Here is a 24,159-nt window from a genome sequence, read left to right as displayed (position 1 = left end):
GCGCTGTGAATACCTCCCTGTACGCTACTTTTGCCTTCCCTGGCAAAAGACCCCCGCTTCAGCCTGTCCCCGGCGCCGCTCACTCAGGTGGAGCTTTGGAAGCGCAGACGTTGCAGGCTGGCCGTAGCGAGCGAAGGCGAGACAAGGCGGAAAACAACGAAAGTGCGGAGTTTACTTTAGTAAATGAGCAACTTGAGATGTTTTCCAACGCCGTATCGTCAAGCGCAGCAGGCCAGAATCAACGTCGTTTCATGGCCTCGAAGAACTCGATATTCGTCTTGGTATCCTTGAGCCGATCGATCAGGAACTCGGTGGCGGCGGTGTCATCCATCGGATTGAGCAGCTTGCGCAGGATCCACATGCGCTGCATCTCGTCCTCGGAGGCCAGCAGGTCCTCACGCCGTGTGCCGGAGCGGCGAATGTTGATCGCCGGGTAGACGCGGCGCTCGGCCAGCTTGCGGTCCAGGTGGGCTTCCATGTTGCCGGTGCCCTTGAACTCCTCGAAGATCACCTCGTCCATCTTCGAGCCGGTATCGACCAGCGCGGTGGCGATGATGGTAAGGCTGCCGCCTTCCTCGATGTTGCGCGCGGCACCGAAGAAACGCTTGGGCTTCTCGAGCGCGTGGGCATCGACACCGCCGGTCAGCACCTTGCCGGAGCTCGGCACCACCGTGTTGTAGGCACGCGCCAGGCGGGTGATGGAGTCAAGCAGGATCACCACGTCCTTCTTGTGCTCGACCAGGCGCTTGGCCTTCTCGATGACCATCTCGGCGACCTGAACGTGACGCGCCGGCGGCTCGTCAAAGGTCGACGCCACCACCTCGCCACGCACGGTGCGTGACATCTCGGTCACCTCTTCCGGGCGCTCGTCGATCAACAGCACGATCATGTGGCACTCGGGATTGTTGCGGGTGATCGATGTGGCGATGTTCTGCAGCATCAACGTCTTGCCCGCCTTCGGGGGCGATACCAGCAGGCCCCGCTGGCCCTTGCCGATAGGTGCGACCAGGTCGATGATGCGGGCGGTGAGATCCTCGGTGGAACCGTTGCCGATCTCCATGCGCAACCGCTCCTGGGGGAACAGCGGCGTGAGGTTCTCGAACAGGATCTTGTGCTTGGCGTTTTCCGGCCGGTCGAAGTTGATCTGGCTGACCTTGAGCAGCGCGAAATAGCGCTCCCCTTCCTTCGGCGGACGGATCTTGCCGGAAATGGAATCGCCCTTGCGCAGATTGAAGCGGCGGATCTGCGAGGGAGAGACGTAGATATCGTCGGGGCCGGCCAGATAGGAGCTATCGGCGCTGCGCAGGAAGCCGAACCCGTCCTGCAGGATCTCCAACACGCCATCACCATAGATATCCTCGCCGCTCTTGGCGTGCTTCTTGAGGATGGCGAAGATGATGTCCTGCTTGCGGGAACGTGCCAGGTTGTCGATGCCCATCTCGCGGGCAGTCTCCAGGAGGTCCGGCACGGGCTTTTGCTTGAGTTCGGTTAGATTCATCGGTTTGTTCAGAAATTGCTCGTGGAAGCCGGGCGTGTAGGCGCCGCGTATGACGGGAGGCGAAACGGAAACGCCGCATGGGGTGCGTTCAGAGCCCGGCGTGCTGCCACTCGTGATAATGACATCCCATGGCCATGGGGAGGCGACCGCAGTAAACACAGGGTGACGCCGGGCCGTATCGGGAGTAGAGGGAGCAGGTTCGTTTTCGCCTGACCAGCGGAGCCTGGCAATCGGCCGGAAAACCGCTGGAAGCAGTGGGCTGTCTGACGACTTGGAAATTGACCGAGACGGGATCGCCGTGAAACGGTCGGGAAGCATTCGGAACAGGCGAACGACCCGATACTAGTCAACGCCGGCCGCAAACGCAAGCCCCGCCCTGCACAGACGCCAAGCATGACGATTGACAGCGCCCGACGGTCACCGCAACCTTCACCCAGGAGACTCAAAGGACACGCCATGACTTCGCCACAGGACTCGGCCATCGACTACATCGCCTTCGGCGCACCATCACCGGCCGCCCAGGCACCACGCCGGCTGGCTGCCATCGACCTCGGGTCCAATAGCTTTCACTTGCTGGTAGCCAACTACCAGGACGAACGCCTGCAGGTGGTGGCACGCCAGGGGGAGAAAGTGCAGCTGGCCGCCGGGCTCAATGAAGATGGCCTGCTCGATGAAGCCACCATGCAGCGCGCCCTGGATTGTCTGGCTCGGTTCGCCCCCTATCTTGGCGATATCACGCCAGGCCACCTGCGGGTGGTCGGCACCAATGCCTTGCGCGACGCCGCCAACAGCCAGGCGTTGATCGAACGCGCCGAGGCGCTGCTGGGAGCACGCATCGAGATCATCGCTGGCCGCGAGGAAGCGCGCCTGATCTATCTGGGGGCGGCCCACGCCCTGGCCGAGAATGGCCGCCGCCTGATCGTCGACATCGGGGGGGGCTCCACGGAGTTCATCATTGGCGAGCGCTTCGAACCACTGGCACTCGAAAGCCTGCGCATGGGCTGCGTGACCTTCACCCATCGCTTCCTTTCCGATGGCGAGCTCAGCGAGAAGCGCTTTCGCAAGCTCGAACTGGCCGCGCTTTCGGAGCTGGCCAATATTCGTCGCCCCTACCAGAAGCTGGGCTGGGACGACCCGGTGGGCTCCAGCGGCACTATCAAGGCCGCCGCCGCGGTGATCCATGCCAATGGCGGCGCCCAGGAAGGCGTGGTGACCCGCGAGGGATTGCATGACCTGCGTGCCCGGCTGATCAAGTGCAAGCGGCTCGACCGCGTCGCCATGGACGGCCTCAAGTCAGACCGTGCCAGGGTCTTTCCGGCTGGCGTGGCCATCCTTTGTGCGATCTTCGAGGCCTTCGACCTCACCACCATGCGTTACGCCGACGGCGCCCTTCGCGAAGGCGTACTCTATGACATGGTCGGTCGCAACAGTCCCGAGGACTCCCGGCTCAAGACAGTCGAAAGCCTCGAACGCTGTTACGGCGTGGATGACCGCCAGGCCGGCAATGTCGCCGCCACCGCCGAGGACTTGTTCGAGCAGGTGCGCTCTGCCTGGGGGCTGGATGACGACCAGTCGCGCTTTCTGCGCTGGGCCAGCCGTCTGCACGAGATCGGCCTGGCAATTTCCCACAGCCAGTTCCACCGTCACGGCGCCTACTTGCTGGAATATTCCGACCTGGCCGGGTTCTCTCGCCCGGAACAGCGCCTGCTGGCCTTCCTGGTGCGCGCGCACCGCCGCAAGTTCCCCCTCAAGGAGTGGCAGGCACTGCCAACCTCCGAACAGGAGTCCCATGCCCGGCTTGCCCGTCTGCTGCGACTGGCGGTGCTGCTCAATCACACCCGCACGGAGCAACCACCGGACACTCCCCGCCTCCTCGCCAAGGGCGACGACCTGCGCCTTGGCGTAGTGCCAGGTGACGACCAGACACTCCTCATCAATGACCTCGAGCAGGAGGTCACCTACCAGAAGGCCGCCGGTTTCAACCTCGAAATGGATATCGAAACGACCACCTGAATCACTCGGTCGGTGGCGCGGGGGCATCATCGTCGGTGCCGCTGGCCCGCCATCCCTCGGCGCACAGCAGCCATTGCCCGGCCTGGGGATCGAGCACCGCCACCACCTCGTCAGCCTGCCAGACCACCAGCAGCCACGCCCGTCGCCAGGGGGGAACGCCGGCTTCCTGCATCAGCCGCTTGAGGTCGCGCCCGCCGCGCCCGGCCAGACGCAGGCGCTCACCGCCCTGACGAAACGCCACTCGAAGCGCCACTCGAAACCCTGTTCGACAGCCTCCCCGCACGCAGGCGTGGTCACCAGCGCCGTCAGCGCACTCGGGCGTCAGCCGAACGCCGATCGATCCCAAGGGGGTCTCGAGCATCGAACGGCCATCCCAGCGGATCTGCCAGCCAGCGGGAGGCGTTTCGGTTGGCGGCATCAGATAAAGCGAACCGTGCCACCGGCGGGCCTCGCCACCCGGCCATGCGACCTTGACGCCGGCATCCGCCCGCGCGGTCAGTTGTTCAAGCAACGCATTCAGGGGCCTGGCGGGTGGGGTGGGCAGGGTCAACCGAGTGCAGGCATGGCGTATCAACAGACGCTGGCGGGCAACCGACAGAGTGGCTAGTCCATCAATGGGCAACCGGCTGGGCTCCTCACCCAGACGCTGCAGATCGAGTTCGGCGAGCTCGGCAAGCAAGCCATCGGCCTCGCCGGCAAGTTCGGCACTTCTTGCCAGTGCCGCGCTTGCCCTGGGCCAGCGGGTCTCGAGCAGTGGCAATACACTGCCACGCAGGAAATTGCGATCGAGCCGCTCATCGCGATTGCTGGGATCCTCGACCCAGTCGAGCGACAACCGCGCGGCCTCCGCCTCGAGCTCGGCCCTTGACGCCTCGAGCAGGGGACGCACCAGGGTGCGTCCATGCCACAAGCGCTCGCCGGGCATGCCGCCAAGCCCCCGCACGCCGCTACCGCGCAGCGCGGCGAGCCACCAGGTTTCGGCCTGGTCATCGCGATGCTGGGCCAGCCACAGGGTATCGCCGGTTGGCACGCAGCGGGCGAAAGCGGCATAACGCGCGTCGCGGGCAGCGCCTTCGAGCCCCTTGCCGGCCTGTGGATCGACATGCACCCGTTCGACCGTCAGCGGGACGCCAAGCTGCGAGCAGAGCCGCCGGCAGTGCCGCTCGAACCCATCGGCGGCCACTTGCAGCCCATGGTGGACATGCACTGCGCGCAAGGGCCGTGGATGACGATGGCAGGCCGTTGCGGCAAGCGTGAGCAGCAGCGAGGAGTCGAGCCCACCCGAGAGGCCCACCCAGACACCACGCCCCGACGAGGTCTTTGCCAGGGCGTTGTCGATCATGGACTGAAGGGACATGGCTCATCCTCGGCCCGGCGGCGGGGCCACGAGAAGACCTGGTCAGGCAAGCAGGCGCCGCCAGCGTTGGCCCAGCGCGGGAAAGCCCCCCTTACATCACCCCTTACATCGGCGCGCCGTAGCTCATCAAACGCTCATAGCGACGTGCCAGGAGTTCATCGGTGTCCATGGCATCCAGCCGCTCGAGGCTTGCCAGCAGTGCCGACTTGACGCGCGCGGAGGTATCCACCGGATGACGATGGGCGCCACCCAGCGGCTCGGGAATCAGCGTATCGACCAGCCCCAGCTCCTTGAGACGACTCGCCGTGATGCCCATCGCCTGAGCGGCATCTGAGGCCTTCTCGGCGCTCTTCCACAAGATGGAGGCGCAGCCTTCCGGCGAGATCACCGAGTAGGTGGAGTACTGCAGCATCGCCAGCTCATCACAGACACCGATGGCCAGTGCTCCGCCGGAGCCGCCCTCACCCACCACGGTGGCGATGATCGGGGTCTTGAGCCGCGACATCACGGCCAGGTTGTAGGCGATCGCCTCGGACTGGCCACGCTCCTCTGCATCGATACCGGGATAGGCGCCCGGGGTGTCGATGAAGGTCAGCACCGGCATGCGAAAACGCTCGGCCATCTCCATCAACCGGCAGGCCTTGCGATAACCTTCGGGGCGCGGCATGCCGAAATTGCGACGCACCTTGTCCTTCACCTCGCGGCCCTTCTGGTGGCCGATCACCATCACCGGGCGGTCGTCGAGGCGCGCCACCCCGCCGACGATCGCCGCGTCGTCGGCGAAATGTCGGTCGCCGTGCAGCTCATCGAAGTCGGTGAAGACGTGCTCGAGGTAGTCCAGGGTGTAGGGGCGCTGGGGATGGCGCGAAAGCTGCGACACCTGCCAGGGCGTGAGGTCCTTGAAGATCGACTCGGTCAGCTTGCGACTCTTGTCCTCCAGCCGGCCAATCTCGTCATTGAGGTTGACCTGGCTGTCGTTACCGACCAATCGCAGCTCCTCGATCTTGGCCTGGAGCTCGGCGATGGGCTGTTCGAAGTCTAGATAGTTCGGGTTCATGGGCTAGCCTTGTCTCGTCGGCCGCGGAAAGACCGGTGAAAGTCGTCGAATGTTGCGCATTATCGCACCCTGACATTCCCACGCAAGACGCGTCCCGCAGAGCGGGGAGCCGCCGGTTCAGCGATACTTCAGGCGCACGCCATCCTGCCCCTGCACGTCGCGCAGGCCGATCAGCAGCTCGTCGCAGGGGCGCACCTTCCACTCGTCGGCCAATTCCAGCCACCCCGTGGCGGCGGAATTGCTGTAGCGCAGGCGCACCGGCAGGCCGTCACTGTCACGGTGCGGGGCCAGGCTATCGCGCAGGCTATCGACCAGCCGTCCATTGACGGCACTGGCATCCAGCGAAAGCTCCACCGCCTGGCCATAGCGGGTACGCGCCGCGACCATCGGCGTGACATCCTTGCCACGCAGCCGCAGGCCACCGGAATAGTCGTCGCTGGACACTTCGCCCTCGACGATCAACACCTGGTCGGCCTCGATCTCGCCACGCAGCGTCTCGAAGACCTCGCCGAACAGCGAGGCTTCGATGCGCCCGGTGCGGTCATCGAGGGTGATGAAGGCCATGGTATCACCACGCTTGGATTTCATGGTCCGCAGGCCGACCACCAGGCCCGCTACCCGCTGTGGCTCGCGGGATGGCTTGAGATCACTGATCCGGGTGGAGACGAAGCGCGCGAGCTCCTTCTCGTACTCATCGATCGGATGACCGGTCAGGTACAGCCCAAGGGTGTCCTTCTCGCCCGCCAGGCGCTCCTTGTCGGTCCATTCGCGCGCATTCCGGTAGCTTGCATAGGCGTCGCTTTCCACCTCGTCGGCGAAGGCCTCGCCGAACATGTCGATCATGCCCAGGTTCTGGTTGGTCTGGGTCTGGGCCGCGGCCTTCAGTGCATCGTCGAGTGCCGCCGAGAGCACCGCACGGTTCGGGCCCAGGGTATCCAGGGCCCCGGAGCGAATCAGCGCCTCCAGGGTGCGCTTGTTCATGCGCTTCGGGTCCACCCGGCGGCAGAAGTCGAACAGATCCTTGAACGCCCCGTCGGCCTCACGCGCCTCGACGATGGCACCGATGGGCCCCTCACCCACCCCGCGAATCGCGCCCAGGCCGTAGACCACTCGCGCCTGGTCATCGACGCTGAACTTGTACTCACCGACATTGACGTCGGGCGGCGTCACGGTGAGCCCCAGGTTGCGGCACTCCTCGATCAGCGGCACCACCTTGTCGAGGTTGTCCATCTCGGTGGACATCACCGCCGCCATGAACGGACCGGGATAGTGCGCCTTCAGCCAGGCGGTCTGGTAGGAGACCAGCGCATAGGCGGCCGAGTGCGACTTGTTGAAGCCGTAGCCGGCGAACTTTTCCACCAGGTCGAAGATGTTTCCCGCCAGGTCCTTGTCGATGCCGTTGGCCGCACAACCCTCCATGAAGCCCGCGCGCTGCTTGGCCATCTCCTCGGGCTTCTTCTTGCCCATGGCGCGGCGCAGCATGTCGGCCTGGCCTAGCGAGTAGCCCGCCATGACCTGGGCAATCTGCATCACCTGCTCCTGGTAGAGGATGATGCCGTAGGTGGGCTCGAGCACCGGCTTGAGCAGCTCATGCTGGTAGTCGGGGTGCGGATAGGATATCTCGGCACGCCCGTGCTTGCGGTTGATGAAGTCGTCGACCATGCCTGACTGCAGCGGGCCGGGGCGAAACAGCGCGACGAGGGCGATCATGTCATCCAGCGAATCGGGCAGCAGGCGCTTGATCAGCTCCTTCATGCCTCGCGATTCGAGCTGGAAGACCGCCGTGGTCTCGGCACGCTTGAGCATCTCGAAGGTCGGGGCGTCGTCGAGCGGAATGCTGTTGATGTCGAGTGGCCCCTGGCCCTCCACGCCGCGCACCTTGTCGACCATCTCAAGCGCCCAGTCGATGATCGTCAGCGTACGCAGGCCGAGGAAGTCGAACTTGACCAGCCCGGCTTCCTCGATGTCGTTCTTGTCATACTGAACGCGCAGGCCACTGCCGTCTTCATCGCAGATCAGGGGCGAAAAATCAGTGAGCTTGGTCGGCGCGATGACCACGCCGCCGGCATGCTTGCCGGTACCGCGGGTGATGCCTTCTAGCTTGAGCGCCATCTCCCAGATTTCCTGGGCCTCCTCGTCGGCTTCGACGAACTCCTTGAGCGCGGGCTCGGCCTCGATGGCCTTGGCCAAGGTCATGCCGACCTCGAAGGGGATCAGCTTGGAGAGCTTGTCGCCAAGCGAGTAAGGGCGCCCCTGGGCACGCGCCACATCGCGCACCACCGCCTTGGCGGCCATGGTGCCGAAGGTGACGATCTGCGACACGGCGTTGCGACCATAGCGCTCGGCCACGTATTCGATGACCCGGTCACGCTTCTCCATGCAGAAGTCGACGTCGAAATCGGGCATCGAGACGCGTTCGGGGTTGAGGAAGCGCTCGAACAGCAGGTCATAGCCGATGGGGTCGAGGTCGGTGATCTTCTGGGCATAGGCCACCAGCGAGCCGGCACCCGAGCCACGCCCGGGCCCTACCGGGACGTCGTTGTCCTTGGCCCACTGAATGAAGTCCATGACGATCAGGAAATAGCCGGGGAAGCCCATCTGGATGATGATGTCGAGCTCGAAATCCAGCCGCTTGCGATAGCGCGCATCGATCTCGGCGTACTCGGCGCCGTCACGTGGATAGCGCTCGGCGGGGAACAGGAAATCGAGACGCTCGGTGAGACCGTCGTGGGAGACCTTGCGGAAGAACTCGTCCTGGGTCATCCCCTCGGGGATTTCGAACTCGGGCAGGAAAATCTCGCCGAGGCGCACATCGACGCTGCAGCGCGCGGCGATCATCAGGCTGTTTTCGAGGGCCTCGGGGAGATCGGCAAACAGCTCGGCCATCTCTTCGGGGCTCTTGAGGTACTGCTCTTCGCTGTACTTGCGCTCGCGACGCGAATCATCCAGCGCCCGGCCCTCGCCGATCGACACCCGCGTCTCGTGGGCCCAGAAATCGTCACGCTCGAGAAAGCGCACATCGTTGGTGGCCACCACCGGTGTACCGCTCGCCACCGCGAGATCGACACTCAGGTGAACGCACTCTTCTTCCATCGGCCGGCCGGTGCGGATCAGTTCCAGGTAGAAACGCCCGGGAAACGCCGCATTCCATTCATCAAGCAGCGCCCGCGCCTGGTCGGGATGATCACTGAGCAGGTGGCGGCCAATGTCGCCATCGCGACCGCCGGAGAGAGCGATCAGCCCGTCACTTTGCCCCAGCACCCAGTCGCGCTCCAGCAACGCCCGACCCTGGTGCTGCCCTTCCATCCAGCCCCGCGAGATCAACTCGGTGAGGTTGCGATAGCCCTCGCCATTCATGGCAAGCAAGGTCACGCGGTAGGGGTGACCCTCGTCATGGGGGTTACGCAGCCACAGGTCGCTGCCGATGATCGGCTTGAGGCCGGCGCCCTCGGCGCCCTTGTAGAACTTCACCAGGCCGAACAGGTTGGCCTCGTCGGTGACGGCCAATGCCGGCGTACCCTGTGCCACCGCCGCCTTGACCAGCGGCTTGAGGCGCACCAGGCCATCGACCAGGGAGTATTCGGTGTGGACACGAAGATGTACGAACGGCGTGGTCATAAGGGGCTCGGGGGTTGTCGTTGCATAATCGGTACTTGTGACATTGCTCGGAGCTAATGCGGTGATAGGCCTACGCGGGGGCGCTGTAAATACATCCCTGTAAGCTACTTTTGCCATCCATGGCAAAAGACCCCCGCTAGGGCCTATCCCCCCACACTCCTCGCTACCCGGCGCTACTAAAAGCTGGCCTAGCTCAGCGCCAGTTGACGCTTCACCGGGCCGAAGGAGCGACGATGCTCGGGCAGAGGGCCCAGGTGTTGCAAGGCGGCCAGATGCTCGCGGGTAGGATACCCCTTGTGGCGAGCGAAGCCGTAGCCGGGATGGCGGGCATCGAGTGTCGCCATCTGATTATCACGGGCCACCTTGGCGAGTATCGAGGCAGCGGCAATCGACGGATGACGGGCGTCGCCCTTGACCACTGCCTGGCCGGGAACATGATGCCCGGGCATCCGATTGCCGTCCACCAGCAGATATTCCGCGGCCAGCGGCAGGGCATCGATGGCCCGCCGCATGGCCAGATGGGTGGCGTGATAGATGTTCAGAGCATCGATTTCATCGGCGCTGGCTTCCGCCACGGCAAAGGCCTGCGCCGCGTGGCGGATCTCCCGATCCAGCGCTTCTCGTCGGCGTGCGGTCAGCGCCTTGGAGTCGGCAAGCCCTTCGATGGGGCGCGAGGGATCGAGGATCACCGCTGCCGCCACCACGCTGCCCACCAATGGCCCACGCCCGACCTCATCGACACCGGCGAGCCGCTCGCCGGCGTAGTCGATCACCAGGGGCGGAAGCTCCCTCGGCTTCATGGCGCCCGCCCCCCTGCGGCCGCCTCGGCGTGGGCCGGCGACACACTGTCGGGCAACGGCCGCTTCTCGACAAGCGCCTCGATGGCATCACAGGCACGTCGGCTGGCGTCGCGCTGCAGGCCCGCGTGCATCGCGGCGAAACGCGCTTCCAGTGCGGCCCTGCCCTCACTGTCGTCGAACATGGCAGCCAGCGTGTCGGCAATTCTCGCGGCGCTGGCATCGTTCTGGATCAGCTCAGGCACCAACGCCTCGCGGGCAATCAGGTTGGGCAGCGATATCCACTCGGTCTTGACCAGCCGCTTGGCCAGCCAGTGCGTGGCGGGCGCCATGCGATAGGCCACCACCATCGGTCGATGGCACAGCATCGCTTCGAGCGCCGCGGTGCCAGAGGCCAGAAGTACCACGTCACTGGCCACCATGGCCTCGCGCGCCTGACCATCGAGCAGGGTCAACCGCTCGGCGAGTGCCGGCCGTTCGGCCAGCAGCGCCTCGAGTTCACTGCGACGTGCCGGCGTGGCGGCCGGTATGACGATATGCAGAGAGGAGCGCTGCCGAACCAGACGTTCGGCGGCATCGAGGAATGAGGGACCAAGAAAGCGGATCTCGTTAGCCCGTGAACCGGGCAGCACGGCCAGCACCTGGCGGTCGTTCGTGCCCGGCAGGCCAAGCTCCTGGCGCATGCCGTCACGGTCGTTCGTGAGTGGCAGCTCATCGGCCAGCGGGTGGCCGACGAATGCCACCGGCACCCGATGTCGGGCATAGAACGCTGCCTCGAAGGGCAGGAAGGTGAGCATGGCATCCACCGAACGGGCAATACCCTTGACCCGGCCCTGCCGCCACGCCCATACCGAGGGGCTGACGTAATGCGCGGTGGTCATGCCTTTATCACGCAACTGGCGCTCGAGGCCGAGATTGAAGTCGGGGGCATCGATGCCGATCATGATGTCCGGCTGCCAGTCGAGCGCGTCGGCCTTGAGCGCGCGCCTGACCCGGATCAGTTCGGGCAGGTGCTTGATCACCTCGACCAGCCCCATTACCGACAGCGTCTCCAGCGGAAAGCGGCTGTCGATGCCCTCGCGCAGCATTCGCGGGCCACCGATGCCACGGAACTCGACAGCGGGATGGCGGGCCTTGAGGGCACGCATCAAGCCGGCGCCCAGGATGTCGCCCGACAGTTCACCGGCCACCACATAGACTCGCCTGACGGACATCGCGTGTTTCGCCTCGGCCATCGGGTTCAGCGGGTAATCCCGCGTGCCGATACCTCGATGGAGGCCGCGAAGGTCTCGGTTTCGGGCAGCGAGAAGCGGGAATGGATCTCGGCAAGTGCCTGTTCCACGGTCAGGCCCTGCCGATAGACCAATTTGTAGGACTCACTCAGCGCCTTGAGCGCTTCCTTCGAGAAGCCGCGACGCTTGAGTCCCACCAGGTTGAGGCCATGAGCCTGGGCGGGATTCCCGTTGATCATTACATAGGCGGGGGTATCCTTGGTGATGATCGAGCCGCCTCCCGCCATGGCGTGGGTACCGAAGTGGCAGAACTGGTGAACGGCCGCGAGCCCGCCCAGGATGGCGAAATCGCCAAGCTTGACGTGCCCGGCAAGCGTCACCTGGTTGGCCAGGATGCAGTCGTTACCGATCACGCAGTCATGGCCGACGTGCACATAGGCCATGAACAGGTTGCGCGAACCGATGGTGGTTTCACCACGATCCTGAACGGTACCGCGGTGCAGCGTCACACCTTCGCGGATCACGTTGTCGTCACCCATGACCAGTCGGGTCGGTTCACCGGCATACTTCTTGTCCTGGCACGCCTCACCCACCGAGGCGAACTGGAAGATACGCGTACGCGCACCCAGCACGGTGGGCCCATTGATCACCACATGGGGACCGATCCAGCTACCGGGGCCGATCTCGACATCCGGGCCGATCACCGTGAAAGGCCCGACCTCGACATCGTCGGCCAGGCGAGCCGTGGAATCGATCAGGGCGGTGGGATGAATCAAGCGACCTTCCTCTCGGCACAGATGATTTCGGCCTCGCAGGCAAGCTCACCATCCACTGTTGCCCGACAGGCGAACTTCCAGATGCCGCGCTTCTCACGGATCACGTCGGCGCGCAGTTGCAACCGATCGCCGGGCATCACCGGGCGCTTGAAGCGTACGTTGTCGCTGCCCACCAGGTAATAGACATACCCATCGGCCGGCAGCTTGTTGACTGTCTTGAACCCCAGGATGCCACACACCTGGGCCAGCGCCTCGATCACCAGCACGCCGGGCATGATCGGGTGGTGCGGAAAGTGGCCATTGAAGAACGGCTCGTTGATGCTGACATTCTTGTAGGCGACGATGGATTCGCCAAGGGTAATCTCCGTTACCCTATCCACCAGCAAAAAGGGATACCGGTGGGGCAGATAATCACGAATCTCGTTGATGTCCATTACCATCGAAACAACCTCTGAAATGACGAAATGCCCGCATCGAAGCGGGCACGAGCCGGCGGCGGCGGCCGTGGGCAGGCAGTGGATTATAACGCCCCTGACAGGGGGCACAAAGTCAGCGCCTTGCCTTGGCGGCGGACATCCCCTTGCCTGGCTATGGTCCTGGCGAGTCGAGCCGCTGTTTCTCGAGTCGACTCAGGCGCTTGGCGAGTTCATCGAGTTGCTTGAAACGCACCGCATTCTTGCGCCACTGGGCATTCTTCATGGCCCCGGTGCCAGAGGAATAAACGCCAGGCTCATGGATCGAATTGGTCACCAGGCTCATGCCGGTGACCTGCACGCCATCGCAGATCGTCAGGTGGCCCGACAGGCCAACGCCACCCCCCAGCATGCAATGACGACCCACCCGGGTCGAACCGGCGATCCCCACGCACCCGGCAAGCGCACTGTGGTCTCCGATCTGCACGTTGTGGGCGATCTGCACCTGGCTATCGATCTTCACATCGTCGCCGATCAGGGTATCGCCGAGCGCACCCCGGTCGATACTGGAACAACTACCAACCTCGACGTCGTCTCCCAGCACCACACCACCCAGCTGGGCGATCTTCTGCCAACGACTCCCATCGTGGGCAAAGCCGAAGCCGTCCGCCCCGATCACGCAGCCACTATGCAGGATGGCCCGCTGCCCGATCACCACACCATGGTACACGGTGACGTTGGCATAAAGCCGCGACCCGCTGCCGATCTGGCTGTCCGCTCCCACCACGCTGCCGGGCCCGATCACCACGTCGTCACCCAGGGTAACGCCCGCCTCGATGACGGCCTGGGGGCCTACCTCGACGCGCTTGCCGAGCACTGCGCTGGGATCGACACTGGCACTGGGGTGCACGCCGGCTGGATCACGCCTGGCCAATGGATCGAACAGCCGCGACAATGCCGCATAGCCAAGGTAGGGATTGTCGAGTTCCAGGCGACTGACCGGGCAGGCCTCGCCGTGTTGCGGATGCAACAGCACGGCACTGGCAGCGGTACCCGGCAGATCCTTGAGATAGGCACGGTTGGCGAGGAAAGCGACCTGGCCCGACCCGGCATCCTTGAGCGTGGCAAGCCCCCGCACCACCAGGTCAGCGTCGCCCACCAACCTCGCGTCGAGCTGATTGGCGATCTCGCCCAGCGTAAAGGTCTTGGGAGCGGGTCGTGTCATCTGCAGCGCGTCCGGTTGAGCCTGGCGCAGGCCGGCGAATCCTGGGTGGGGCCGGCGCTCAACAGACAAGCCGCCGGCGTCATGGACCGCGGGTCAGAGCAGGGTATTGAGGATCTGGGTGACTTCTGCGGTCAGGTCCTGCAGGTCACTTTCGCTATGCAGCACACCCTGAGGTTCCACCAGCACCTGGACGCTATGGCGAGCGACCACCTGCTCCACGGCCTGCTCGAGACGCGGCTCGGCCTGCTCGAAGAACTGCTGTTCGGCCTGCTGCTGGGCCTGCAGGATCTGGCCGCGCAGTTGCTCGAACTGAGCGCCCTTCTGCTGGAACTCGCGAATTGCCGCCTCTCGGTCGGCCTGGGCCATCTGCTCGCCCTGCTCCTGCAGCCGCTGCTGCATCTGCTGGAGTTCCTCGCCAAGCGCCTGGGCCTGCTGCTGCTGGCTACCGATGCGACCTTCCAGCTCGCCGAGGGAACGCTGCGCGGCATCGGTTTCCATCAGCGCACGGCGCCAATCCAGCATCGCCACGTCATCCGCCAGTGCCGGCATGGCGAGGGACGCCAGAAGCAGCAGGCTTGCCAGGAAAGTGAGTCTACGCATGGTGTCTTACTCCTTGACGGGCCACCCGTTTGTGGTGGCCGAATGAAAAACAGGATGATGCCGGTACTTAGAACGACTGGCCGAGCGAGAACTGGAAGAACTGGGTGTCGTCGGTGCTCTTGTCGTTGAGCGGCTCGGCGATGCTGAAGGTCAGCGGCCCGACCGGCGTCAGCCAGGAGAGCCCGATACCCGCGCTATAGCGCAGATCACCGAAATCGACGCCGGAGCTGCAGTTGGAGGTGCCTGACTGGGTGGCGTAGCAGTCGGTCAGGAAGGTGTTGCCGGCATCCAGGAACAGCGATGTCTGCAACGAGCGCTGATCCTCGACGAATGGCAACGGAAACAGTACCTCGGCACTGCCCTGCACCAGCACGTTGCCGCCCAGCGTACGGTCACGCCCACCGTTCGGGGGCGGCGTAGTACGCTGGCCGAGCGTGTTGGAGGTGAAACCGCGCACCGAGCCGAGGCCACCCGCATAGAAATTCTCGTAAAACGGATAGGGGTCGTTGCCGATGCTGTCGGCATAGCCCACCTCGCCACTGAACTTCAGCGCCCACTCCTCGTCATCATTGAGCGGGAACAACTGCCGAGCCTGGGCACGCACCTTGTAGTACTCGGCATCGCTACCCGGCACCGCGGTCTCCAGCGACAGGCGCTGGTAGTTGCCCGCGGTGGGCATGATGCCGCGGTTGAGATTGTTGCGCGTCCAGCTGGCGGTGAGCTTGGCACTCTGTGCACTCGCTCCCTGGTCGTCCACGTACTGACGAATCTCCTGGGCGGTATCGCTGTAGGTCTTGACCGTCAGGTCCTCGAGCGAAGCGCCGAAGTTGAGACGAGTCAGTTCGTTGATCGGGTAGCCGAAGTTGATACCCGCCCCATAAGCGTCGGTAGAGTAGGTGGAGATATCGGAGTCTTCGTAGTCGGTCTCGCGGTAGAACAGGTTGTAGCCACGCGAAATGCCGTCGAGGGTCCAGTAGGGGTCGGTGAAGCCAAAGTTGATACTGGTAAAGGTATCGCTGCGCTGGGCGCCGACGTTGACGCGGTTGCCGGTACCCAGGAAGTTGTTCTGCGACAGGCCAACGCCGTAGATCACACCAGCGCTCTGCGAGAAGCCGACACTGGCCGACACTGAGCCGGACGGCTGCTCCTCGACGGTGTAGGTGACATCGAGCTTGTCTTCCTCACCCGGCACCGGGCGTGTTTCGACCTGAACCTCGCGGAAGAAGCCGAGACGTTCCAGACGCTGGCGCGACTGGCTGATCGAATCGGTGGAGGCCGGCGCGCCCTCGAGCTGAATCATCTCGCGGCGCAACACCTCATCCTGCGTCGTGGTATTGCCGACGAACTCGATACGGCGGACATACGCACGACGACCCGGGTCGACACGGAAGGTCAGGTCCACGGTTTCGCCATCGGCGGCGAGTTCAGGCACGCCATCCACATTGGCGAAGGCGAAGCCTTCGGCACCCAGACGCGAGCGCAACGCTTCCGACGAGGCGGTGACATCGCTACGCGAGAATATCTCGCCTGGCTGCACCTCGAGCAGGTTTCGCGCCTGGTTTTCACCAATCTTCAGGTCACCGTCGAAACGAATGTCGCCCAGTCGATACTGGCTACCCTCGTTGACGTTCACGGTGATGTAGATCTCGGACTTGTCGGGGCTGATCGACACCTGCGTGGAGTCGACATTGAAGTTCACATAGCCGCGGTCGAGGTAATAGGAGCGCAGCCGCTCGAGATCACCCGAGAGCGCCTCGCGTGAATACTCGTCACTCGAGAACCAGCCGAAGATCCGCCCGGGGCGATCCTCCAGCTCGAAGACATCGAGCAGGGTCTCATCATCGAAGGCCTGATTGCCGACGATGTTGATCTGGCGAATACGCGCCACCGCCCCTTCATTGATCTCGATGTCGACCTGCACGCGGCCTTCGTCGATCTCGCGGACGTTGGTATCGATGGTGGCGCTGTAGCGCCCCTGGCCTTGATAGACACCTTCAAGCTCGCGCTGGATCTCCTCCAGGGTGGACAGCTGCAGCACCTGACCCTCGGAAAGCCCTGCCTCGCGCAGGCCGGCACGCAGTTCGTCATCGCCGATCTGCTCGTTGCCGGAGATCGTCAGTCGCGAGATGGTCGGCCGCTCGACGACCTGGATGATCAGCACGTCGCCCTCACGGGCGAGCTGGATATCCTCGAACAGGCCGGTAGCGAAGAGCTCTCGGGTCGCCTCGGCCAGCTCGCGGTCGTCGACCCGATCACGGGCACTGACAGGAAAGGCGTTGAACACCGAGGCGGCAGAGACTCGCTGCAGTCCCTCTACCCGGATGTCGGAAACGTCGAAGGATTGAGCCTGGGCCGCGCTGGCCCCGGCGAGCAGCAGCGCCGCCAGTCCGATGGTCTTGATTTTCATGCAGTCGATTCGCTCGCGTTGATCTGCCAAACCTGTTCAGACAGGCACCTTATACATTTGTGCGGGTGACTGACAAGGTTGGAGACGGGCTCCACCTCCCTGTGCCGCCCACGCTGGAAGCGCCAACCGACGCTCCCCGAAACCGTTTTACCAGAGTCGCATCAGGTCGAAATAGATCGCCATCACCATCAACGTACCCACCATCGCAATACCCACGCGCAGCCCCATGGCCTGCGCTCGCTCAGATACCGGTCGGCCGCGTACTACCTCCATGAAATAGTAGAGCAGATGGCCGCCATCGAGCACCGGGATCGGCAACAGGTTCAGCACCCCGAGGCTTATCGAGAGATACGCCAGGAAGCTGATGAAACTCTCGAGACCCGCGCGTGCCGAGTCTCCCGAGATACGGGCAATGGTAATGGGCCCGGAAAGATTGCTCGGCGAGATCAGTCCGACCAGCATCTTGCGGATGGCGTCCAGGGTCAACACCGTCATCTCGCCGGTGCGCGTTATGGCCTGCCCGACCGCCTCTACCGGCCCGTAACGAATCTCTCGACGATACTCCTCGGGCCAGCTCACCGATGCAACCCCGGCACCGATGTAGCCAATCACAACACCCTCTTCCAGCTCGTTGCGCCCGGGAGTGATCTCGATCGACTCGGTTCGGTCATCGCGACGCACCTCGAGAGTCAGTGCCTCGCCGGGGCTTGCCCGCACGATATCGACGAAATGCCGCCAGTCCTCGACCGACGTGCCATCCACCGAGAGCACCTCGTCGCCGGCTTCGAGTCCCGCGGCGGCTGCCGCCTCGCCTTCCATCACCTGGCCCAGCACCGCTGGAATGTCCGGTTGCCAGGGAGTGACGCCCAGGCTCGGCAAGGGCTGCGGAGGATCCTGACGCACCAGCCAGTCGTTGACCGGCAGCCGGTACGCCTGCGGGCTGCGGCTGGCATCGTCACGCGCATCCACCACGATCTCGCCACTCACCCCGATATCGGCCACCAGCTTGAGGTTGATCTCGTCCCACGAGCGTACTGCGTCACCCTGGACGGCGGTGATCTCCTGACCCGCGACGAGCCCACCCCGTTCGGCAGGGGAATCCGGGGCGATGCTCCCGATCACCGGTGCCACGGTCGTGGTGCCAGCCACGAACAACGCCCAGTAGGCCACGATGGCGAGCAGGAAATTGGCGATGGGGCCAGCAGCGACGATCGCGATGCGGGCCCACACGCTCTTGCGGTTGAAGGCCTGCTCCAGCTGGTCGTCGGCAACCGGTGCCTCACGCTCATCGAGCATCTTGACGTAGCCACCCAGAGGAATGGCTGCCACGGCAAACTCCGTGCCATGACGATCGACTCGTGACCAGATCGGCTTGCCAAAACCCACCGAAAAACGCAGCACCTTGACACCACAACGGCGTGCCACCCAGAAGTGGCCAAACTCGTGGAAGGTAATCAGCAGGCCCAGCACCACGATCACGGCCAGCACATTCTGGATCAGGCCCAAGGCAGTCTCCTCTCGCTATTCGTTAATTCCATCCAATACGTGCGTCAAACCAGTGTGTCAAAAACCAGTGCGTCAAAAACCAGTGCGTCAAAAACCAGGGCGTCGAATCAGGGCCGCAAACGCTCAGCGGTCGAGCCACCTGTTGGCTTCCCGGCGCGCGAGAGCGTCGGCCTCGAGCACCGTTGCCAGGTCGCTGGCGGGCTGTACGGACCGCGCATCACGTACCCGTGCGACAAGCTCAGCGATGCCGGTGAAGCCCAGGCGACCCTCGAGAAACGCCTCGACCGCCACCTCATTGGCGGCATTCAACACCGCCGGCGCCGTACCGCCGTCCGACATCGCCTCACGCGCCAGTCGCAGGCAGGGAAACGCGGCCTCGTCGGCAGGCTCGAAGTCCAGTCGCGCCACCTCGAACAGGTCCAGCGCCGCGACGCCGGCCTCGATCCGCTGCGGCCAGGCCAGGCCATAAGCGATCGGCGTGCGCATGTCGGGGTTGCCGAGCTGGGCGATCACCGAACCGTCGCTGTAGGCGACCATCGAGTGAATCACGCTCTGAGGGTGCACCACCACCTGAATCTGCTCCGGGCGGGCATCGAACAACCAACAGGCTTCGATCAGCTCGAGCCCCTTGTTCATCAGGGTGGCACTATCCACCGAGATCTTGCGACCCATCGACCAATTGGGATGGGCGCAAGCCTGGTTCGGCGTTGCGCTGGAAAGCGCCTCTGCGCTCCACCCTCGAAACGGGCCACCGGAGGCGGTCAACAGCAGTTGCGTGACCCCATGGCACGCAAGTCCCCCGCGATGCTCAACAGGTAGACATTGGTAAATGGCATTATGTTCGGAATCGATCGGCAACAGGGTGGCGCCATGGCGGCTGACGGCGTCCATGAACAACGCCCCGGACATCACCAAGGCTTCCTTGTTGGCCAGCAACACGCGCTTTCCGGCGCGCACCGCCGCCAGTGTAGGAAGAAGCCCCGCTGCGCCGACGATAGCCGACATCACCACGTCAACCTCGCTTGCCTCGGCCACCTCGACGAGGGCCTGCGGTCCGCTCGCCACCTCGGTGTCAATACGCGCCTCACCAAGACGCTCTCGCAACCAGGCCGCATCCGCCTCGCCCTCCAGCACCGCCACCGCCGGGCGATGGAGGCGGCACAAGGCAAGAAGCGCCTCACGCGAGCCGTGGGCGGTCAAGGCATGGAGGCGATAGCGTTCGGGGTGGCGGGCGATCACGTCCAGGGTGCTGGTGCCGATGGAGCCGGTGGCACCCAGCACCGTGACGGCCTGGCAGCGAGGTGCTGGCGTATCGCTTGGGGTCATCATCTCACAGCACCCCGAGGGAAAGCAGTGCGAACAGCGGCACGGCCGCGGTCAGGCTGTCGATGCGATCCAATACGCCTCCATGACCTGGCAGCAACTGACTGGAGTCCTTGATACCACGCAAGCGCTTGAGCATGCTTTCCAGAAGGTCGCCAAGCACCGAGACCAGGGACACCAGCCACGTGGCCATGACCAGCACCACGCCTCCCCCGAACCCGAGTTCCTGCCAAGTGGCGAACAGCAACGCCAGAAGCGTGGTAGCCAGCATGCCGCCGACCACGCCTTCCCAGCTCTTGCCAGGGCTGACTCGTGGCGCGAGCTTGCGCTTGCCGAAGGCGCGGCCGGCGAAATAGGCACCGATATCGGCACACCATACCAGCAGCAACACGTACAACAGCCACACTGCGCCGGTGTCGCGCAGCAGATTGAAGCCAACCCAGGTGGGCACCAGCACCCACAGTCCCATGGCCAGGCGATGGCGGGTAGACTGCCACTGATGGACTTTCTCGGGGTAGTGCACGACCCAGTAGAGATTGGCCAACCAACCGATGGCGGCCAGCCATAGCGGCCAGGAGGCCTGTGACGCACCCATTGCCCAGATCACCGCCATCAGCAGTGCCAGGGCGCCGACCAGCAGAATGCGATTATCGCGGTCCTCGACACCCGCCAGATTGGTCCACTCCCAGCCGGCAAGCAGCACGACCAGTGCCGTGAACAGCACAAAGGCGCCACCCGAAAGGCCAAACAGGCCAGCCAGCATCAAGGGCGCCAGCCAGGCTGCGGTGATAATGCGTTGTCTAAGCACCTTGCTGCGCCTCGATCTGTTCGTCGGTCATTCCGAAACGCCGCTGGCGCCGCTGGAAATCCGTCAGCGCAAGGTCCAGGGCGTCACCATCGAAGTCTGGCCACAGCAGCGGCGTGAAGTAGAGTTCGGCATAGGCCATCTGCCAGAGCAGGAAGTTGGAGATACGCTGCTCGCCGCTGGTGCGGATGCACAAATCCACCGGTGCATCACCGGACAGGCAAAGCTCGCTTTCCAGCCGCTGCTCATCGATTGATTGCGGATCGAGCTGACCCGCCGCGACACGCTCCGCGAGCCGTCTGGCGGCGCAGGTGATATCCCAATGGCCACCATAGTTGGCGGCGATCACCAGATGCAGCCGGCGGTTGCCTTGGGTCTTGGCCTCGGCACGCTCGATATGCTTCTGGATCGATGACGAGAAGGCCGTGCGATCGCCGATCACCGAGAGCCGGATGCCATTCTCATGCAGCTTGCCGACCTCACGTTTCAGCGCCAGCAGAAACAGCTCCATCAGCGCACTGACCTCGGCCTTGGGACGCTTCCAGTTCTCGCTCGAGAAGGCGAACAAGGTGAGTGTCTCGATGCCACGCTGGGCAGCCCGGCGTATCGTCGCACGCACCGCCTCGACGCCGGCATGATGGCCACGCACGCCTGACAGGCCGCGCGCCTTCGCCCAGCGATTGTTGCCATCCATGATGATGGCCACGTGGCGTGGCAGCGGGCCGCCAGGCGAAGCGAAGTCACTGCCTGAGGAGTGCGCGTCGGAAGGCTGCGGTGACGTCATGGTGTCTCGCGTGGGCAGGATGTAACAGGGAAGTTGCCACGCCGCCATCCCGCGGCGCGGCAGTCCACCTTCCTCGGAACATGTTCGTCAAAGCATGATTCTTGGAGCATGATTCCAGGAGCATGGTTCTAGGCGAATGGTGCCAGGAGCATGGTCCTCAGACCTGCATCAGATCATGTTCCTTGGATTCCAGTGTCTTGTCGATTTCGGCGATGATCTGGTCTGTCAACTTCTGTATCGCCTCCTCGGCCTGATGCTGCTCGTCCTCGGTGATCTCCTTCTCCTTGAGCAGCGCCTTGATGTCACCGTTGGCATCACGGCGCACGTTGCGAACCGCTACACGAGCATTCTCCGCCTCGCCACGCGCCTGCTTGATGTAGCCCTTGCGCGTCTCCTCGGTGAGCATCGGCATCGGCACACGGATGTTGTTGCCGGCGGTCGATGGGTTCAGACCGAGATCGGAGGTCATGATGGCCTTCTCGATCTTCGGCACCATGCTCTGTTCCCAAGGCACCACCGACAGCGTGCGCGCATCTTCGGTGTTGATGTTGGCCACCTGGTTGAGCGGCACCTGGGAGCCGTAGTAATCCACAGTCACCGAGTCGAGAATGCTGGAGTGGGCACGCCCTGTACGAATCTTGTTCAAGTTGCCATGAAGGGCCTCGAGGCTCTTCTTCATGCGGGATTCCGCATCCTTCTTGATGTCATTGATCACGATGTCAACCTCTATCTATCAGCGTGCCTTCCTCGCCGCCAACCACCAGGTTGAGCAGGGCGCCCGGCTTGTTCATGTTGAAGACGCGAACCGGCATGTCATGGTCACGCACCAGGCAGATGGCGGTCAAATCCATGACCCCGAGCTTCTGGTCGAGGGCGTCGTCGTAGCTCAGCTGGGTATACTTGACCGCATCGCTATGCTTGACCGGATCCTTGTCGTAGACCCCATCCACCTTGGTGGCCTTTACCACCACGTCGGCATCGATCTCGATACCGCGCAGGCAAGCCGCCGAATCGGTGGTGAAGAACGGATTGCCAGTTCCGGCCGAGAACAATACCACGTCACCGGAGGTGAGGTAGCGGATCGCGGTACGGCGGTCGTAGTGTTCCACCACGCCGCTCATGGGGATCGCCGACATCACCCGCGAACGGATATTGGAACGCTCCAGGGCATCGCGCATGGCCAGGGCGTTCATCACCGTGGCCAGCATGCCCATGTGATCACCGGTGACCCGGTCCATTCCCGCTTCATGCAGCGCCGCGCCACGAAACAGGTTGCCACCACCGACCACGATACCGACCTGGACACCAATACCGACCAGTTGACCGATTTCCAGCGCCATGCGATCCAGCACCTTGGGGTCGATGCCGAAGTCGGCATCCCCGGTCAACGCCTCGCCGGAGAGCTTCAGCAGGATACGCTTGTACTTCGACTTGTCGGCGCGCGGCTTCTCGATGCGCGATTTCTCCGAACGCGGACGCTCGTCGTCGGCGCCTCGAGAAAGCGACTGGTCGGCATGGTCGGATGTGGGCATGGCGTCTCTCCTGGGATCGGCAGTAGGGCACAACCTCGGCCGAATGCACCGGCCGGATACGCGAAGGCGTGCGCTTGCGCGCACGCCATCGTTCAATCTGGAACCTGTGACCTCAGCTACGCTTGGCCTGTTCCATCACTTCCTTGGCGAAATCGACTTCTTCCTTCTCGATGCCCTCGCCGACTTCGAAACGCGTGAAGGCCAACACCTCGCCACCAGCGGCCTTGACGAACTCCGCCACGGACTGGTTCGGGTCCTTGACGAACGGCTGCTCGGTCAGGCTGTTCTCGGCCAGATACTTCTTCAAGCGACCCTGAACCATCTTCTCGGCGATGTTCTCGGGCTTGCCGGCCATGTCGGGCTGGGCGAGGATAATCGCTTTTTCCTCATCCAGCTGCTCCTGGGGCATGTCCTCGGGACGCGCCACGGCCGGATTGATGGCGGCCACGTGCATGGCGACATCCTTGGCGACCTCGGCGTTGCCGCCCTTCAGCACGGTCAGCACACCGATGCGGCCGCCATGGACGTATTCGCCCACCACGCCGCCTTCGCCGGCCTCGACCACAACGCTGCGACGCACGCCGATATTCTCGCCGATCTTCTGCACCAGCTGCTCGCGGGCGGTTTCCAGGTCGCCGGCCATCACGGCGGCGACATCTTCGCTCTTGGCGGCGAAGAAGGCATCACCGATACGCGTGGCGAATTCCTTGAAGTTGTCGTCGCGCGAGACGAAGTCAGTCTCGGAGTTGATCTCGACCATCACACCGTAGCTGCCGTCATCGGCAACGCGGGTGACCACGGTACCTTCGGCGGCGGTACGACCCGCCTTCTTGGCGGCCTTGAGGCCAGAGCTCTTGCGCAGATTCTCGATGGCGACGTCGATGTCACCGCCGGCCTCGGTGAGGGCCTTCTTGCACTCCATCATGCCGAGCCCGGTACGCTCGCGAAGTTCCTTGACCTGGGAGGCGCTGATAGCTGCCATGGGGTTCACCTCTGAATGACTCGTGAAGTGGAACCGGAATCGCACTGCCGACTCCGGCGAATTCTGGGTAACGCATGCTAGGCAAATCGATGCTTTGCCAACCCGTGTCTTGCAAACCTGTGTCTTGCAAACCTGTGTCTTGCAAATCCATGCGGTACAAAAAGGGGGCCGCGGCCCCCTCTGGTCTGTCCGGCCACCCTTGAGCCAGTGCCTTTGGGCTGGCTGGGCCTCGGC

General features: G+C 63.8%; 19 protein-coding genes. 1 reads left to right on the top strand and 18 read right to left on the bottom strand.

The genetic code is table 11. The features are described 5' to 3' along the window. Positions 1 to 238 precede the first annotated feature (238 nt). Positions 239 to 1,498, bottom strand: a complete 1,260-nt coding sequence (rho, locus tag C6V82_RS14655; RefSeq protein WP_102588003.1) for a transcription termination factor Rho — start codon at positions 1,496 to 1,498, stop codon at positions 239 to 241. A gap of 456 nt (positions 1,499 to 1,954) precedes the next feature. Here rho and ppx point away from each other — a divergent pair, with 456 nt between their 5' ends. Beyond that, a complete protein-coding gene (gene ppx / locus C6V82_RS14650; protein WP_102588004.1) occupies positions 1,955 to 3,511 on the top strand; it encodes an exopolyphosphatase in 1,557 nt (518 codons plus the stop codon). Between the two features lies 1 nt (position 3,512). Here the strand turns inward: ppx and tilS are convergent, their stop codons facing one another. From tilS to tsf, 17 genes are all read right to left on the bottom strand, one after another. Continuing rightward, positions 3,513 to 4,868: a tRNA lysidine(34) synthetase TilS gene (tilS, locus tag C6V82_RS14645; RefSeq protein WP_102588005.1), complete on the bottom strand. Its 1,356-nt coding sequence runs from the start codon at positions 4,866 to 4,868 to the stop codon at positions 3,513 to 3,515. A 103-nt stretch (positions 4,869 to 4,971) separates the two neighbouring features. Then, entirely contained in the window at positions 4,972 to 5,925 is a 954-nt protein-coding gene (gene accA, locus C6V82_RS14640) for an acetyl-CoA carboxylase carboxyl transferase subunit alpha (RefSeq protein WP_102588006.1), read from the bottom strand. Positions 5,926 to 6,042: 117 nt separating this feature from the next. Next, positions 6,043 to 9,543, bottom strand: coding sequence for a DNA polymerase III subunit alpha (gene dnaE / locus C6V82_RS14635; protein ID WP_102588007.1), 3,501 nt, complete (start codon positions 9,541 to 9,543; stop codon positions 6,043 to 6,045). A gap of 188 nt (positions 9,544 to 9,731) precedes the next feature. After that, positions 9,732 to 10,343: a ribonuclease HII gene (rnhB, locus tag C6V82_RS14630; RefSeq protein ID WP_102588008.1), complete on the bottom strand. Its 612-nt coding sequence runs from the start codon at positions 10,341 to 10,343 to the stop codon at positions 9,732 to 9,734. Next, positions 10,340 to 11,554, bottom strand: coding sequence for a lipid-A-disaccharide synthase (lpxB, locus tag C6V82_RS14625; protein ID WP_102588009.1), 1,215 nt, complete (start codon positions 11,552 to 11,554; stop codon positions 10,340 to 10,342). The genes rnhB and lpxB overlap by 4 nt, the downstream gene beginning before the upstream one ends. A 26-nt stretch (positions 11,555 to 11,580) precedes the next feature. Continuing rightward, positions 11,581 to 12,348: an acyl-ACP--UDP-N-acetylglucosamine O-acyltransferase gene (gene lpxA / locus C6V82_RS14620; protein ID WP_102588010.1), complete on the bottom strand. Its 768-nt coding sequence runs from the start codon at positions 12,346 to 12,348 to the stop codon at positions 11,581 to 11,583. Continuing rightward, positions 12,345 to 12,788, bottom strand: a complete 444-nt coding sequence (gene fabZ / locus C6V82_RS14615; protein WP_102588011.1) for a 3-hydroxyacyl-ACP dehydratase FabZ — start codon at positions 12,786 to 12,788, stop codon at positions 12,345 to 12,347. The genes lpxA and fabZ overlap by 4 nt, the downstream gene beginning before the upstream one ends. Before the next feature lie 148 nt (positions 12,789 to 12,936). Beyond that, positions 12,937 to 13,986, bottom strand: coding sequence for a UDP-3-O-(3-hydroxymyristoyl)glucosamine N-acyltransferase (gene lpxD, locus C6V82_RS14610; protein WP_102588012.1), 1,050 nt, complete (start codon positions 13,984 to 13,986; stop codon positions 12,937 to 12,939). Between the two features lie 93 nt (positions 13,987 to 14,079). Then, complete coding sequence (locus C6V82_RS14605) at positions 14,080 to 14,586, bottom strand: OmpH family outer membrane protein (RefSeq protein WP_102588013.1); 507 nt, start codon at positions 14,584 to 14,586, stop codon at positions 14,080 to 14,082. Positions 14,587 to 14,653: 67 nt separating this feature from the next. Beyond that, complete coding sequence (bamA, locus tag C6V82_RS14600) at positions 14,654 to 16,993, bottom strand: outer membrane protein assembly factor BamA (RefSeq protein ID WP_229843214.1); 2,340 nt, start codon at positions 16,991 to 16,993, stop codon at positions 14,654 to 14,656. A 147-nt stretch (positions 16,994 to 17,140) separates the two neighbouring features. Then, on the bottom strand, positions 17,141 to 18,499 hold the full coding sequence (rseP, locus tag C6V82_RS14595) for an RIP metalloprotease RseP (protein WP_102588014.1): 1,359 nt from the start codon (positions 18,497 to 18,499) through the stop codon (positions 17,141 to 17,143). A 123-nt stretch (positions 18,500 to 18,622) separates the two neighbouring features. Next, positions 18,623 to 19,828 (bottom strand): 1-deoxy-D-xylulose-5-phosphate reductoisomerase, encoded by a 1,206-nt coding sequence (gene ispC / locus C6V82_RS14590; protein WP_229843215.1) that lies wholly within the window; start codon positions 19,826 to 19,828, stop codon positions 18,623 to 18,625. A 1-nt stretch (position 19,829) separates the two neighbouring features. Continuing rightward, a complete protein-coding gene (locus C6V82_RS14585) occupies positions 19,830 to 20,630 on the bottom strand; it encodes a phosphatidate cytidylyltransferase (RefSeq protein WP_102588015.1) in 801 nt (266 codons plus the stop codon). Then, positions 20,623 to 21,411: a polyprenyl diphosphate synthase gene (uppS, locus tag C6V82_RS14580; RefSeq protein ID WP_102588016.1), complete on the bottom strand. Its 789-nt coding sequence runs from the start codon at positions 21,409 to 21,411 to the stop codon at positions 20,623 to 20,625. Before uppS ends, C6V82_RS14585 begins: the two co-directional genes overlap by 8 nt. A 157-nt stretch (positions 21,412 to 21,568) precedes the next feature. Continuing rightward, positions 21,569 to 22,126: a ribosome recycling factor gene (gene frr / locus C6V82_RS14575; RefSeq protein ID WP_102588017.1), complete on the bottom strand. Its 558-nt coding sequence runs from the start codon at positions 22,124 to 22,126 to the stop codon at positions 21,569 to 21,571. A gap of 4 nt (positions 22,127 to 22,130) precedes the next feature. Further along, complete coding sequence (gene pyrH / locus C6V82_RS14570) at positions 22,131 to 22,943, bottom strand: UMP kinase (protein ID WP_229843216.1); 813 nt, start codon at positions 22,941 to 22,943, stop codon at positions 22,131 to 22,133. Positions 22,944 to 23,055: 112 nt separating this feature from the next. After that, positions 23,056 to 23,925 (bottom strand): translation elongation factor Ts, encoded by an 870-nt coding sequence (gene tsf, locus C6V82_RS14565; RefSeq protein WP_102588018.1) that lies wholly within the window; start codon positions 23,923 to 23,925, stop codon positions 23,056 to 23,058. Positions 23,926 to 24,159: the final 234 nt, after the last annotated feature.

It is taken from the genome of Halomonas urumqiensis, assembly GCF_003028575.1.
Lineage (GTDB): Bacteria > Pseudomonadota > Gammaproteobacteria > Pseudomonadales > Halomonadaceae > Halomonas > Halomonas urumqiensis.
The sequence above is the reverse complement of the archived record's forward strand: the minus strand, read 5'-3'. Positions and strand labels throughout refer to the sequence as shown.

Excerpts from the sequence above, each read along its gene's own strand:
- dnaE (WP_102588007.1), bottom strand. The coding sequence starts at position 9,543 with ATGACCACGCCGTTCGTACATCTTCGTGTCCACACCGAATACTCCCTG.
- tsf (WP_102588018.1), bottom strand. The coding sequence starts at position 23,925 with ATGGCAGCTATCAGCGCCTCCCAGGTCAAGGAACTTCGCGAGCGTACC.
- ppx (WP_102588004.1), top strand. The coding sequence starts at position 1,955 with ATGACTTCGCCACAGGACTCGGCCATCGACTACATCGCCTTCGGCGCA.
- bamA (WP_229843214.1), bottom strand. The coding sequence starts at position 16,993 with ATGAAAATCAAGACCATCGGACTGGCGGCGCTGCTGCTCGCCGGGGCC.
- accA (WP_102588006.1), bottom strand. The coding sequence starts at position 5,925 with ATGAACCCGAACTATCTAGACTTCGAACAGCCCATCGCCGAGCTCCAG.
- lpxD (WP_102588012.1), bottom strand. The coding sequence starts at position 13,986 with ATGACACGACCCGCTCCCAAGACCTTTACGCTGGGCGAGATCGCCAAT.
- tilS (WP_102588005.1), bottom strand. The coding sequence starts at position 4,868 with ATGTCCCTTCAGTCCATGATCGACAACGCCCTGGCAAAGACCTCGTCG.
- lpxB (WP_102588009.1), bottom strand. The coding sequence starts at position 11,554 with ATGTCCGTCAGGCGAGTCTATGTGGTGGCCGGTGAACTGTCGGGCGAC.
- ispC (WP_229843215.1), bottom strand. The coding sequence starts at position 19,828 with ATGATGACCCCAAGCGATACGCCAGCACCTCGCTGCCAGGCCGTCACG.
- fabZ (WP_102588011.1), bottom strand. The coding sequence starts at position 12,788 with ATGGTAATGGACATCAACGAGATTCGTGATTATCTGCCCCACCGGTAT.
- pyrH (WP_229843216.1), bottom strand. The coding sequence starts at position 22,943 with ATGCCCACATCCGACCATGCCGACCAGTCGCTTTCTCGAGGCGCCGAC.
- C6V82_RS14605 (WP_102588013.1), bottom strand. The coding sequence starts at position 14,586 with ATGCGTAGACTCACTTTCCTGGCAAGCCTGCTGCTTCTGGCGTCCCTC.
- uppS (WP_102588016.1), bottom strand. The coding sequence starts at position 21,411 with ATGACGTCACCGCAGCCTTCCGACGCGCACTCCTCAGGCAGTGACTTC.
- rnhB (WP_102588008.1), bottom strand. The coding sequence starts at position 10,343 with ATGAAGCCGAGGGAGCTTCCGCCCCTGGTGATCGACTACGCCGGCGAG.
- rho (WP_102588003.1), bottom strand. The coding sequence starts at position 1,498 with ATGAATCTAACCGAACTCAAGCAAAAGCCCGTGCCGGACCTCCTGGAG.